The organism is Granulicella sp. L56, from assembly GCF_009765835.1.
Lineage (GTDB): Bacteria > Acidobacteriota > Terriglobia > Terriglobales > Acidobacteriaceae > Edaphobacter.
The window spans coordinates 2,415,353-2,428,943 of record NZ_LMUS01000006.1 but is presented as its reverse complement, the minus strand read 5'-3'; the positions used below and the strand labels follow the sequence as shown (position 1 = coordinate 2,428,943).

The 13,591-nt window shown below is 55.2% G+C and carries 12 protein-coding genes and 1 pseudogene; 10 read left to right on the top strand and 3 right to left on the bottom strand.

The features are described 5' to 3' along the window. Window positions 1-165 precede the first annotated feature (165 nt). The 4 genes from GSQ81_RS17870 (at window position 166) to GSQ81_RS17855 (ending at window position 5,896) form a co-directional block, all read left to right on the top strand. Window positions 166-786 (top strand): hypothetical protein, encoded by a 621-nt coding sequence (locus tag GSQ81_RS17870; RefSeq protein WP_158911972.1) that lies wholly within the window; start codon window positions 166-168, stop codon window positions 784-786. Between the two features lie 1,185 nt (window positions 787-1,971). Then, window positions 1,972-2,499, top strand: coding sequence for an NADPH-dependent FMN reductase (locus tag GSQ81_RS17865; protein WP_158911971.1), 528 nt, complete (start codon window positions 1,972-1,974; stop codon window positions 2,497-2,499). A 1,019-nt stretch (window positions 2,500-3,518) separates the two neighbouring features. Beyond that, complete coding sequence (locus GSQ81_RS20385) at window positions 3,519-4,682, top strand: GlxA family transcriptional regulator (protein ID WP_371715339.1); 1,164 nt, start codon at window positions 3,519-3,521, stop codon at window positions 4,680-4,682. A gap of 272 nt (window positions 4,683-4,954) precedes the next feature. After that, on the top strand, window positions 4,955-5,896 hold the full coding sequence (locus GSQ81_RS17855; RefSeq protein ID WP_158911969.1) for a retropepsin-like aspartic protease: 942 nt from the start codon (window positions 4,955-4,957) through the stop codon (window positions 5,894-5,896). A 519-nt stretch (window positions 5,897-6,415) separates the two neighbouring features. Here the strand turns inward: GSQ81_RS17855 and GSQ81_RS17850 are convergent. The 3 genes from GSQ81_RS17850 to GSQ81_RS17840 all read right to left on the bottom strand — a co-directional run bounded on the left by GSQ81_RS17850 (window position 6,416) and on the right by GSQ81_RS17840 (window position 9,327). Next, window positions 6,416-7,969 (bottom strand): nitrilase-related carbon-nitrogen hydrolase, encoded by a 1,554-nt coding sequence (locus GSQ81_RS17850; protein ID WP_158911968.1) that lies wholly within the window; start codon window positions 7,967-7,969, stop codon window positions 6,416-6,418. 9 nt (window positions 7,970-7,978) lie between these two features. Next, window positions 7,979-8,602 carry a TetR/AcrR family transcriptional regulator gene (locus tag GSQ81_RS17845; protein WP_158911967.1) on the bottom strand — a complete coding sequence of 208 codons (624 nt, stop codon included), beginning with the start codon at window positions 8,600-8,602 and terminating at the stop codon, window positions 7,979-7,981. A 194-nt stretch (window positions 8,603-8,796) separates the two neighbouring features. Beyond that, window positions 8,797-9,327 carry a TetR/AcrR family transcriptional regulator gene (locus GSQ81_RS17840; protein WP_158911966.1) on the bottom strand — a complete coding sequence of 177 codons (531 nt, stop codon included), beginning with the start codon at window positions 9,325-9,327 and terminating at the stop codon, window positions 8,797-8,799. Between the two features lie 160 nt (window positions 9,328-9,487). Between GSQ81_RS17840 and GSQ81_RS17835 the strand changes: the two genes are divergently transcribed. The 6 genes and pseudogenes from GSQ81_RS17835 to GSQ81_RS20380 all read left to right on the top strand — a co-directional run. Beyond that, entirely contained in the window at window positions 9,488-10,414 is a 927-nt protein-coding gene (locus tag GSQ81_RS17835; protein WP_158911965.1) for an NmrA family NAD(P)-binding protein, read from the top strand. A 70-nt stretch (window positions 10,415-10,484) separates the two neighbouring features. Beyond that, a complete protein-coding gene (locus GSQ81_RS17830; RefSeq protein WP_158911964.1) occupies window positions 10,485-11,009 on the top strand; it encodes a hypothetical protein in 525 nt (174 codons plus the stop codon). Between the two features lie 75 nt (window positions 11,010-11,084). Further along, on the top strand, window positions 11,085-11,903 hold the full coding sequence (locus tag GSQ81_RS17825; protein WP_158911963.1) for a cyclopropane-fatty-acyl-phospholipid synthase family protein: 819 nt from the start codon (window positions 11,085-11,087) through the stop codon (window positions 11,901-11,903). A 29-nt stretch (window positions 11,904-11,932) separates the two neighbouring features. Continuing rightward, on the top strand, window positions 11,933-13,039 hold the full coding sequence (locus tag GSQ81_RS17820) for a retropepsin-like aspartic protease (protein ID WP_158911962.1): 1,107 nt from the start codon (window positions 11,933-11,935) through the stop codon (window positions 13,037-13,039). After that, on the top strand, window positions 13,003-13,275 hold the full coding sequence (locus tag GSQ81_RS19880) for a hypothetical protein (RefSeq protein WP_216846473.1): 273 nt from the start codon (window positions 13,003-13,005) through the stop codon (window positions 13,273-13,275). The genes GSQ81_RS17820 and GSQ81_RS19880 overlap by 37 nt, the downstream gene beginning before the upstream one ends. Before the next feature lie 24 nt (window positions 13,276-13,299). Further along, a pseudogene (locus GSQ81_RS20380) lies at window positions 13,300-13,464 on the top strand (hypothetical protein); the annotation flags it as partial. Window positions 13,465-13,591: the final 127 nt, after the last annotated feature.

Below are 13,591 nucleotides of genomic sequence, written 5' to 3'. Positions count from 1 at the left end.
TTCTGATCCTCTGTCGAGTGGGGACAAGATCGCCTCATTCCTTGCAGCAACAGGGATTGCACGGGGACAAACAAATCGCCTCGCGGGCATTGCTCTAAATCGTGCCGGTGCCGCAGACTCGGGCAACATTGCTGGCTCAGACCAGACCCGAAAAGGAGAAACACCATGAATCGAATCGTCAGGAATTTAGCAGTCTCAATCACCTCGGCCGGCAGGTTGCGGGCGCGTCTCTTTCCCGGCGGCGGCCTGGCACTCCTTGCCGGCCTATGCCTTTTTATTCTCCCAACCGGGGCCAACGCAGCCTGCGGAAGGTTCAACACACCGGGACTGCAATCCGCAATTAAATTGCCCTCGATTCCGCAAGCCGCTTTTGATTTCCCCTCACCCTTTGGAGCCAGGCCAACGGTCGTTGGTCTCTGGCATGTTATCTATACCAACAGCGTCGATCAATCGATCTTCAACGATACCTTTGACACCTGGCACAGCGATGGCACGGAGTTTGAAAGTGCGTTTCTAGCGCCGGCGGGCGGCAACGTGTGCGTGGGAGTGTGGACGCCAACGAGCGCGCGAAGTTACAAGCTCCATCACATTGGCTGGCTCTTCACTCCAAGCACACCTTTGGCGACGGCTACCAATACTTTCACCCTGGATGAGGAGGTTACGGTGGCCGAGGACAACAAATCTTACAGTGGCCGCTTCACCTTCAAAGTGTGGAACCTGGACGGAAGCCCCACATTAATTGAAGTGACAGGGACGATGGCCTCCACGCGAATTACAGTCAATTGACGGGTTTCTGGTTCTCTGGATCGACGAGCGGTGCCGACGGGATGTATTCACGTCGGCACCGCTAGCAAGAGTGCAAGAATCGGTGCTAGTCGGCTTGTGTTGACTCCCAATCGTTCAGCCTGTCGCGGCTTGGCTCTCAATTGTCGCTAACAGGTCAAGTCACTCATTGAGGATTGACCTGTCCTTTTACTTCCGAGGACGGCGTTTATCAGTAAGAATCTTCGAGGCGATCCTGAGGGCGACCCACTCCGGATATCCGTTGTTCCCACCGAAGCTGAAGAATCCCGATGCCGCTAACCGGACCGGTCAACTTCTTACTAGTAGAGCGCTAGTCAACGAAGTCCATGGTTAGGCCCGAGAACATTTTCGTAAGATGTGGGTAATCATGAAAAACATCTGGTATCAGATCTATCATCCTTGGCACTGGCTGACGTATGGAAACAATGCTGAGGCGCTCGGCTCAGTTATTGCTCTTGGAGGACTGAAGGGACCCCATTTAGCGTGAAAAGAATACGACAGAAAAAGTGAAAGACAACACCCCAGTGGGCTCCGGTATTCGCCGACAGCATTGAAAATGTAGAGAGTTCATCTTTCCGCGTCACCAAACGCGGCGACAGCTTCATCGTTGATGTCATGTTGAATCCATCGGCTTTGTCGGTGGACTACCTTAGGCACATGGCAGATGGAAACACCGGGGGGCTTATCTGCGAGTTATTCCCAAGCCGCTCGGTGGCAGTGTGGTCACAATGACGGTGCCGGTTGGAAGGGATACCACGGCGGCTGAGGTAGCCGCCGTCGTGGAACAGGAATTAGAAGCTCTCATCAAGCTCGTCCGACACTGAGGGCGCGATAATTGCTCCAAAATATAGCAGTGTGGCTGAAGCCGACGATCAACTTCCGTCGGCTGCCACCTCCATCCAGCAACTCCTTGCCAGCGGAGTGCCCCCATGGGATGTAGCCAGCGCCTCGGAGTCTCTGTGCCTATTGTCTACCGGTGGATGGCCGCCTCAAGCACCCTAAGCGTACGCTGTTGTCCGTTTTCTGACGGGACCCCAATTAAGTTTGGATAATCAGTATATTTAGCTCAGCAACTTGGCGTTCGTTTGCGTAAGAAGCATTCTGATCCTGCTGGTACCAATCTTCTACTTCCATGAATCCTTCCGCCCGTTTACTCATCGAAATGAGATGAAAGCGTTGGCGATTTCGGGGAGCCTTCGCGCTCAGTCGACGAACACGACACTTCTCAACGCGGTGAAATTGATTGCTTCGCCTCATGTCGATGTCGTTCTGTATAACGAGTTGGAAACCATCCCGCCTTTCAATCCTGACCTCGACTTAGAACCTGGGCCAAATTCCGTCTCGCGTTTGCGTGCAGCCTTGCGCGATTCGTCCGCGGTACTTTTTTCAACTCCTGAATATGCTCACGGCGTGCCTGGCGCACTGAAGAATGCTTTAGATTGGATCGTCGGCAGCGGAGAACTCTCCGGCAAGCCGGTGGCTCTCTTCAACGCTTCTGTGAGAGGGGCATATGCGCAAGCATCCTTGAGAGAAATCCTAAAGACGATGGATGCTCAAGTTCTTGCGGATGCGGAAATTACAATTCCACTGTTGGGTAAATCCTTTGACGCATCTCAGATCTTCGCCGATCCTGAATTCGTAACCCTCATTCTTTCCTCCATCCAAAGGATTGTAAGCAGCGTCTCTAAGAGTTAAGGTCCAGACTCTCACATTTGGTGGGGTGGCTCCACGTTGCTAGGTCGCGTAAGCCCATACGGGTTCCCATTTCCTGAATGAGCTGCTTACCCGTCTTGTGTCAGTTGGGGGAACATATGGTCTTCGTTTATTGTCAAAATCGAGGGTGATTTTCACACCGGGTCCGAGGCCGTTACCCCAGCTCCAGCCGAGCGTATTCATGTCGCGGCCGAGCAACCTGCAGGTGATCAGCGCGGCCATACCCGGCACCACATGAGACCTGCGACGTATGCGCCCAAGCCGCCACCCAGGTGACCGCAACGGATGATCAAAAAGTAGAAGACCCAACTGAACAACAGGGTGAGCAAAGAAATATGGAGATGGGACGATTGCGCATTCAGCCTCGTTAGTCGGGCGCTTCTTCCTTTAGGTAATCGTTCCATGGGAGTATATGTCTCGTACTTAAACAAGAGCAATCGTTCGGAATGAACTGGCTTAATTTCGTGGACAGATACCAACAAACGCGCATCTTGTCACCTGGAGGTGCCAAGATCATGCCGCTTGCAGACTTTCCGGGCAAGCAGAACTGGGGGTAGACGGCGTTTACTTTATGCATCGGATTCATCTCATGGCAAACTCGAAGATGTCGAAGCCTCGATTGAGGCTGCACGCCTAGGCGGCTTCATGATGATTTTGTACGTGATCTACGGTCCTGAAACTTAGCTTCTTCCCAAGGGGCAAGCCGAAGGACAGGCGATGAATCGACAGTATCGTAATGAACCGCTGCAGAATCTCCCGTACGAAGCCGTCGAAGGACTCCAGTTACGCGCGATCGACTTGGAACTTAATCACGAACTAGAGTATCCTGGCCAGCCGATCCGCCATGTCTTCTTATCGGGCAGGGGGGTTGGCTCAATGAAGACCACTTTTCGGGACGGGTCGCAGGTGGGGGCGGCTTAGCGTAAAGCCGCTTGCATTCTCTCGCCTTTTGGGGGGCGAGACGACGTAGTACGAACATTCAACAACCTTACGGGGACTTGATGGCGGAAGGGATATGGCCGATTGTGTCCGTTAGATGTCCAGGATTCTCCTTGCTGTCCGCGCAAAACGGAGTAAATTGGGTTCAACCAGTGAGACCCTCAATGAATGGCCCCGCTATCCACGGTCACACAAATGACACCCATAAGCCTGACAGCGCACGTGAGAAGCGTGACGTGCATGTCATCGTTGTGTTGTTGCCCCGCACCACACTTCTGGATCTAGCCGGGCCGCTCGAGGTGCTGAGATGCGCGAATATCACGCAAGATGTCGTCGAATTTCACGTCCGTTATTTGGGCGTTCGGCCATCGATCTCAACTTCGATAGGGATTTCCCTGCAATGCCCCGATTCCCTGCCCATAAGTCTGCCGGAAAACTGTGTCGTCGTGGTCGTGGGCAATATTGCGCGGCCCTGTTCCTGGTGTAGTCCGTCCGATAAGAACGAAGACGCGCGGGATATGGAAGACATTGCTGACTGGCTGCGAACAAGCATTCGCCCGACTCACACGCTTATGGCAATCTGTTCAGGCACTCTACTGCTTGCCAAAGCAGGGTTGCTTAATGGTAGATCGTGTACTACGCACCATCTCGATACAACCGAGCTCTCACGCCTGGCACCGAAGGCTAGAGTGCTGACAGATCGCCTCTACGTCCATGAAGGCAATCTGTACACGTCCGCTGGAGTAACTGCCGGTATCGACTTGATGCTCTACTATGTCAGCCGTTTGGTCGGTTCGGCGTGCACAGCGGCTATCGCGAGATACCTTGTCGTCTATTTCCGCCGCGACGGCTCGGATTCCCAGAATTCTCCTTGGCTTGAAGGGCGCAATCACATCCATCCCGCTGTCCACCGCATACAGGACACCATCTCCGCGGATCCCACGCAGACCTGGACGCGAACGCAACTTGCAAAGCTCGCCGGTGCCAGTGGACGGCACCTCTCACGGCTTTTCCATGAACACGTAGGAATGTCCATTCCTGAGTATCGTAATAGCATCAGGGTCGCTCTTGCGCGGGAGCTAGTGCTTCGAAGCGAGCTTGACATGGAGAATATCGCCGATAGAGCCGGCTTCTCCTCTACTCGCCAATTTCGTCGTGCTTGGCAGCGAGTGTACTCGCACAGTCCCGCGGAGGTCCGAGCCCTTTCCGACACAGATCTGCGCTAACCCGACGCAGCGCCCGTGCCTTGCTCGCGGACCGACGAGCTTGCTTGTGGCGCTGGGCATGAAGAACGTTGTTAGCAGAAGCCGGGTCATTCTGCCTGCCGCGCACAGATGGCCCATTCCGCCCGCTAAAAGTCCTCATGTGTGCTTTCGGTGTCTCCTACATGCTCCTACTGTTGCTTCATCGGTAAGGCAAGCCCTCCCTGGTGTAGTGATAGATCCCTCTCAAGAGAGCAATAAGACCCTGCGAAGCCTGCCGATCGAAGGAAGCAGCGATGAGGCAGGCTATAAAACAGCACTTGGTCAATACCTACCGATCCTTTCTCGCGATCTGGCTTCTGCCCGGCTTGTGCTTTGCGGCTCAGGGAGTCAAAGATGCAAGCATAGTTCCGTTTGTAACTCTGAATGGCACTCTGATGGTCGTCCAAGTCGGCATCAACGGGAACGGCCCGTATGACTTCCTGCTCGACACAGGCGCAACCTCCTCTTGCATCGATGAAGCCTTGGTTGAGGCACTGCAACTTCCACATTCCACCGGCGCCCAAGTAGCTTCAACGACCGGCACGGCATTCACAGGACGAGTTATCTTGGATCGCGTGAACTTTGGCTCAAGGGAGATAGGTCCAGCGTTCGCTCTTGTGCGGTCGCTCGTAACCTACAAAGCCTTTGACACGCAAATTCACGGGGTTCTAGGACAGGACGTCCTATCTCAACTCAATTACCTAATTGACAACCAGCATCACCGAATTGAGGTTGATACAGACGGCTTTCTCCTTCGTAATTTGACTGGCGAGCACATCAAGATGGAAAGCGTAAAGACACGGGTTGGAGGAATTGAGACGCGCGACCTCTTCCTCACTGGCCTCACAGACAGCAGCACCCACTCTGTTCGCTTGTTGCTCGATAGCGGCACAACGCATGTAATGTTGCGTGCTGCTGTGCTCAAAGTCACCGTGCCGCCCTCTAAATCAAAGTGGGTGTCGAATGATAGCGGAAGATTTGTGCCGGCCAGCTCGATTCGCACCAGGCTCACGATTGGGGGCACTAAACTTGATTCGGAGGCTTGGATCATCGACGACCTCCTCGACCATCTGGCCATCGACGGGCTGCTCCCAACTGGAGCGTTCAATGCTCTCTACGTCGCAAACCAACAGTCTTTCGTTATCCTCAATCCACAAATGCGCGGTTCTCGTCAGGGACGCAAATTAGAAAACTGATTTGGGCGCAAGAGCTTTAACAAGGAATCCCAGCGACCGCACGCCGCAAACCTCAATCTGGGCGTGTTGATCTGGAACGGTCCGACCGCTAAGCAGGTCTTAATGTGAACCTGACTTCTTTGCGCTGAAGACCATCCTGTTTCCGGGAGGGACTGAGCAGAATCATTGAGTCTCAGGGGGATAGCGCACTTGCCATCGTCGAACGTGATGATTACGCCTCCATCCAATCTCTCCGCTTCAACTACACGGGGACTAAGAAGAGATTCCATACTCAAGCCTTCCAAAAGAGGTTCGCGCATAACGCTTACGGCGAAAGGGCAAAAGTTGATCGAAGGAATGGTTGAGTTTCATATGGAAGTCGAAATGCGTATGCTGTCACAGCTTTCAGGCGCAGACCAAAAGCACCTTGTAAACCTCTTGCGCCAACTTTCCCTATCCGTGGGTGCAACAAGGCAGACCTAATCGCACTGGCATTCGGCAATCGCACGCGCTATCTTTAACATGTGCTGGTTAGAGATTTCAAGTTGGGCGTACCTTAGTCAATGAAATGATAACTAGTACAAGCAATCCGGCTATGCACAGCCACGCGAACCAATCTCCGAGGTGCGAATAGATAGTCCGTACACCGCGATTCGGGATCTGTGAAACCATCGCAAAATCCGATGTTCGGAAATAGTCCATCGTCGCCAATCGTCGCCCTTGGTAATCAAATGTGGCAGAGAATCCTTTGCTTGTTTGTCGAATCAGATTTGTCCCCTGCTCGATAGCGCGGAAACTCGCCATCTGCGTGTGCCATGGATCAATTGCCCTCCAATCGTTTGAGGGGTCAAGGATCATGTCCACTTTCAGGGTTCCCGCTTGCGCGAGCAATTGGGGGTAGTCGCCATCGAAGCAGATGATGGAGCTGACTCTTCCATACGGTGTATCCAATGCTCTGAGCCTGCCGTCTCCCCGTATCTGTTGGCTAGCGTCAGGGCCAGGTATAGGCCGCGCCTTGTTGTACTCCCAGGCGACACGGCCGTCCGGTCGTATCAAGACGAACTTATTTTCTACAGCGGGAGTCTTTCCTTGATTTAGAACGGCCAGAGCCATTCCCAGATACGCATGGTACTTTGATGCGAGGTCTTCACCGCGCGCCACGAATGCAGCTTCATCACCTTTCATCACTTGCCCGTTGATCTCTCCCCAGAATACGATCTTGGCGCCTGCCTGCATCTCTTGCTCGGCTCGAGTCATCAGATCCTGATTTGTAGCCGCCGACCAGGCACGGAACGTAGTCTTATCAGATGCCGTCGCATTGCCCGCCCACACTCGCCCTATGATTGCCGGATCGGGTTTTGGCGCAACTTCTCTGCTGGAGAGCGAGGCCACACGCACGGTAGGTGACGATGGAGGAAAGAGCGCCAGTCTCGCTCCGCCTAGAAGCGTCACGCTCACAATGGTTCCGGCGCAGAGCCATGCGCCTCGACGCGCAGGCGCGAAGTAGAGTCCGTCCTCCCAGACCCAATTGCACACGGCAGCGAACCAGCCAATCAGGAAGGTTATGCCCCACAGGCCGGTAACTGAGACAAGCTGTAGCAGCGCCAAATTCCCATACTGTGAGTAGGCCGCCGATCCCCATGTCCCATATGGCGCTTGCGAGAGGGCGTACTCAGTGACGACCCATGAGGCTGGGAAGACGAGGGACGATGCGAGGCCGGTGAGTCTGCGCGCTATGAATCGATCGAGGATGTAGGGCAAAACCAGCGAAACACCCCACGCGACAAGAAAGATATAGTAGCCGATTCCGGGGATTGGCACCATTCCTCTAAACTGAAAGGAAAACGTCGCGACGAACAAGATGTAGGCGATCGGGAGACCAAGGTATGAGCGCTGTCGGCGGACAAAACGCAGCATAAACACAGGCGATAGCCACGCCGCGAGGGCAATCGTGTTTGCTCCATTTGAGAACAGCAACAATACCGCAGCTATCGCCAGGCAGAGCCATGAATTGGATCGTTCCGTGACGGGTAGATCGGTTCGGCACATCGAAACTTTTAGGTCACGCGCTTGATAGGCCGTAGATTTTGGCATGAGGGTCATCTACCTCTTCGCGGAGTTCGGTATTTGGATCAGGCTTTCGGTGGCGGTGAAGATCACGTGCCCGATTAATTTCTTTTGCGGCTCCCAGGGAAACTTTGGTCTTTGTATCAGCAAGGATGTGATTCCATGGATAGAGCTCCATAGGGCTTGGCTCGTGAGCTCCACATCGACCGCTCGAAACCGTTTTTCTTCCACACAACGCTTTACCATGTCGCGCAGGACATCAAATGCTTCATGCACCTTGTAGGGGCGCTTTTGGGGAGAGGATGTCAGCATAAACACAAAGTGGTAGTCACTTTGATTCTTCAATCCGAACTCGACGTAAGCCTGCATTCCACTTCTAAGCTCTTCCAGCGGATCGTGCCAATTCCGCCTGTGTCGTAGATCGTTTAGGCTGATAAGCAGTAGCGCGAAGCTTTCTTCTACGAGAACCTCGAACAGGTTTTCCTTGTTTTTGAAGTGCAAATAGATACTTCCCGGCGAATACTCGATCCTCTTCGCCAGCTTGCGCATAGAGAAATTTTCGTAACCCTGATCGACAAAGATCTCGCGGGCGGCATCCAGAATGACTCTACGCAACTCCTCTTTTTGTTTCTGTCGGCGAGATACGATCAATGTAATCATAAACAGTGTTCATAGTAATGAACACTGTTTAGCAAAGTCAAGATTTCTTCGGAGGATATGCAAATCGAGGCAACTGAAATCGGCTCATCACTTTGGCGCGTCGGCTGTCCGGAAGTTGAAACTAAAATCTGGTACGCGGTGAACAGCGAGACTTTCAATTCTGCTCGGTAACCGGGCCAGAATGACTGAGGAGCTTAAAAACTGTGTAAGAGAAATTCTCTTGCGTTCGCCAGTACCTTCTCTTGCATCGCGGACTCTGGCAGCATGCGAGCTATTTCAATCGCCCCGATCATCGTTGAAAAGATGACGAAGAAAGCGCGCTCCCTGTCTGCGATTCGCCGGCCCGGCATAAAGGGAATCATTCGATCTTTGTAGTTCACAAGCTCGATAAATATCCTGCCCCTCATCTCCTTGTCGGCCCGCGCCAGCTCAGGGGCAAGTGTCGGCAGAGGACAGCCGCGCTCAACGTGATCGCAGTATTCCGCGCTCAGATAAGTCTTCACAATCGCCTTCCACGCCGCCTCTGGGCGCGACTGTTCCGCCGCACCGACCAAGGTGTCGCCGATCTCCCGGAAGGCCTCATGCAGCGACTCCAGCAGAAGCTCGTCTTTGCTTTCGAAGTGCTTGTAGAAACCCCCGTGCGTCAGACCTGTGCTTTGCATGACCGCTGCAACCGCTGCGCCGGTTAGACCTTCGGCGCGAACGCGCCGCGAGGCGTCTTTCACAATCTTCTGATGGACTTCCGCTTTATGTTCGGGTCGGTAACGCATAACTGATTATAAGATGCTCACGATCATCCCACGATGCCGCACCGAGACGTGTAAAAGAAAAATGTGAATCTGTAGGATTACAGTCATCATCCTATGCAGCAAAGGAGAACTTTCCATGCCCCATCCCATTCTGATTACAGGCGCAGCCGGCGGTTCACAGGGATCGACCGGACGCCTCGTCGCTGGTCTTCTGCTCAAGCAGGGAATCTCTGTTCGCGCCTTCGTCCATAAACTCGATGCCCGGTCCGATGAACTCCGCCAGCAAGGTGCGGAAATCGTTGAGGGCGATCTCCTCGACCCCGTCTCGGTCCAGGCGGCGATGAGAGGTGTACAGCGCGCTTTCTTCACCTATTCGGTAACCGATGGGCTGCTTGAGGCAACCACCATCTTCGCCGCAACGGCTCGTACTGAGGGCCTGAAGTTAATAGTGAACAACTCACAGTTTCAAGGAACGTCCGATGATCCTGCATTCCGAGACCTCCAGCACTCTGCCTCCTTCCGAAATCTGCAGCATCGGCTGGCCGATCGTATCTTCGACTGGGCGCGCGTGGGGGCCGTTCACATTCAAACCCCGCCCTACTATGAAAATCTACGCGCTCTTGTCAGCCATAGCGTGGCCGAGCAAAATACAGCTTTCCTGCCATGGGGCGATGGCAGCGCCGTCATTCCACTCACCGGCGCGGAAGACGTCTCCCGTGTGGCCGCCACTCTTCTGGCCAGCCCCGATCTGCCATCTCAAAAGGTCTACTCGCTTGTAAGCGAAACTCTCACCGTGGAGCAGATCGTCCAGACTCTGGGCACGGCGATCGGGCGGCCGATTCGTTATGTGCCCATCACAGACCAGCAGTGGGCTGACGCAGTGAAAGCGCGACTCAATCCTCATGCACTCGATCATCTGTCCAATCTCTGGCGGTTCTTCCGCAAAGGGAAGACGCGCCACCACGCTACCGACACGGTTCGTTCGGTCACCGGCCGGAATCCGCAGACGTTGGAGGAGTTCTTCCGGGCCAACGCCGAATCGTTCGCCGCTGCGGCTCATTGACGCTACTCTTCGGTACAGTTCAAAGCACTCTGAGTTCATGGGATAGTTATTTCGATTCGAAGGAGTTCAAATGTCGCCGCAAATTATCTTCCTGCCGCAGCTCGTGCTGGGTTATGTCGCGTGCCTGCTTTGCTTCAGGGGCTACGTTTTGCCCAGGCTAAAGTCGATGGATCGGGGCAATGCGCAACGCGCCATCGCCACTCTGCACAGCTTTCGTTTCTTCGGGCTCGCCTTCATCCTTCCAGGCGTCGTCGGCCCCAATCTGCCAGTGACCTTCGCCACCTTCGCCGCCTACGGAGACTTCGCAACCGGCATACTGGCCATCCTCGCGCTTCTTACGGTGAGAATACGTCCGCTCTTTTGGCTGTTCGTCGTCTCCTTCAATCTCGTGGGGATGGCCGACATCCTCTTTGACTACTACCACGCCATCCGGGGCGGCCTTCCTGCGCTGGCGGGGCAGCTGGGCGTTATGTACTCGATCACGATTATCTACGTGCCCATGTTGATGATCACGCACATCGCCGCTATCTATTGGTTGTTGCGTCCTCAAGGCAGGGCAGCTCAAACCGCTTCCGGCAAGTTGGTTTCGTCTTAGGCGGATTCTCATCGACCGAGCTACTCTGTCGCAATTCGGTTTCGCGAAATCAAAAATCTTGGCTGGAGAAGAGTTATGACTGACACCACTACCAAAGTGCGCGAGCATTACCGCGGCACGGACCTCAGCGACCGGATCAGGTCGGTGCTCGCGGCGATCACTCCCGAAGGGGACACGCTGACCGTCGCTCAGCTCGCTCCACTCGATCAGTTCCATACCCGGGGCATCCTCGCCACCACCGAACTCGCCGACGCGGCTGGACTCGAGCCGTCGACGCGCGTGCTGGATCTTGGCTGCGGCATCGGCGGCCCGGCGCGCTATCTCGCCGCGACCTTCGGCTGCAGGGTGACAGGCGTCGACCTGAGCCCTGCCTTCATCGACGCGGCCATCTATCTCACGGAGCGCTGCGGGCTGTCCGATCTCGCCACGTTCCAGGTCGGCAACGCCCTGGATCTGCCTTTCGAGGACGCGGCGTTCGATACAGTTTTTCTGCAACACGTGGCGATGAACGTCGACGACCGTTCCGCCCTCTACGCCGAGGTCCGTCGAATCCTGATGCCGGGAGGCCGGTTCGCCGTCCATGATCTGGTGCTTCGCGTTGGTGATACCGTGTATCCCGTTCCATGGGCGCGCGACGCATCGACCAGCTTCCTGCTCAGCGAAGGCGATACCCGCGCCGCGCTGGAACGAGCCGGGTTCAAGGCGGTCCTCTGGCGCGACGACACCCAGGCCGCGCTCCACTGGTTTCAGGCAGCCATGACCGGCTTGCCCCCAGCCGGACCCAACCTCAGTGCCGTGATGGGTCCGGACTTCCCAGCCATCGTCGGCAATCTGTCCCGCAACCTCCGCGAGAACCGCCTTGGCGTGCTGTCCGCCGTCCTGACCCGGGACTGAAGCTATCGCCGCCTGAGCGGAAGGACGACATGAAATACCCAATTCAATTGCTTCTATGTGTTGGGCTGGGGATAAACCTCTCGGCGCTTCAGGCCGAGCACCACTGCCCGGGAAACATCGATGGTATTACCCCGCGATTCATTCAGCGTGCTTTGATCGTGATTCCGGTGAAGATCAATCGCGCAGGCCCATTTGATTTCATGTTGGATACAGGCACCCAGATCACCGTTGTCGACCCGTTGCTGGCCTCCGAAATCGGTCTCAAGTCCGAAGGCACTGTAGGTCTCGTCAAGACGGCCAGCTATTCGCAGGCTTCAGTCGCCACGCTGGATACGCTGGAAGCAGGCTCTCACGTAGTCGCCAATTCATATGTCGTCGTCGAGGACTTGGAGCAGATTCAAGCCGCCGACCGCCGCATTCGAGGGGTTCTCGGCGAGAATTTTCTCGCGCATTTCGACCTGCTCATCGACTACCCGCAAAGACTGCTTTGTCTCGATGAGGCAAGAATGATGCAGGAATACGTGCGCGGCGAGCGTATTCCACTGGTGGCGCCCCAGCGTCCCGAAAATGAATTGCCATTGACGGAACGACTGGTCATCCCGGTACGTCTCTCCGGTACTGGAAGCCGTCAGGTTCTGCTGCAGCTGGATTCCGGCAGTGACGGACCCATTCTCTACGCAGCCAACAAGAAAACGGTACTGCCGTTATTGAAGCGCGCCAAGCTACGAGGAGACAACTCGAGCAAATCACAACAATCCTTTGCTCTCCTGCCGCCACAAGATATGCGAGTCGGGAGCCGTACCTTTAGCCAAGTTCCGTTTGTAACACCGGTGAGCACTGCGCAGAATCTCCCAGACCGCGAAGAGGATGGAGTGTTGCCAACCGCGCTCTTCAATGGTGTCTATATCAACTTTGCCCATCACTATGTGGTATTCAACCCAGAGATCGTCGCCAAACCGCGGTCAATCCACTTGGCTGAGAAGTCGGCAAATCGGACAGATACCTCCCGCTGTCAACTGACAATCAACAGAGGGGACACCTCAGGGCGCAGCCAGGGGCGAAGGTCGGCCCCTTCGCTCTCGGTAGCGGAATCGAGGCCATGCGGCAATCACTCAAGACAGGGGTGCAAGTCGTGACACCTCCGCAACTGTTCCCTACCCCGCCCGCGCTGGCCGCGCGTATGGTCGAGCTCGCTGGGATCGAAGAGATGCACCGCGTCCGGGAGCCAAGCGCGGGAACCGGCAACATCCTGCGCTTGATCGGCAATGCACCGGACAAAGTAGCCGTGGAAATCAACGGTCAGCTTGTGCGGAGTCTGCTCACCCTTGGCCTCTCCGGTCTACATGTCCATCAAGGGGATTTCCTGGAGTGAAACGACGAGCTTGGGACCTTTGACCGGATTCTGATGAATCCTCCGTTTGCAAACGGCCAGGACATCAAGCACATTACCCACGCACTCCGTTACCTCTCCCCTGGTGGTCGGCTTGTCGCGATATGCGCGAACGGCCCGCGTCAGAATGACAAACTGCGTCCCATCGTTGACGCCCGAGGCGGTATCTGAGAAGAGCTTCCCCCTGATACCTTTATCGGTGCAGGAACAGGCGTCCGCACCGTACTGCTCACAATGGACGCATAGCAACTACCCGGCCCACTACAGGGGTACGGGAAGGGAGTCATTGACTCACCCT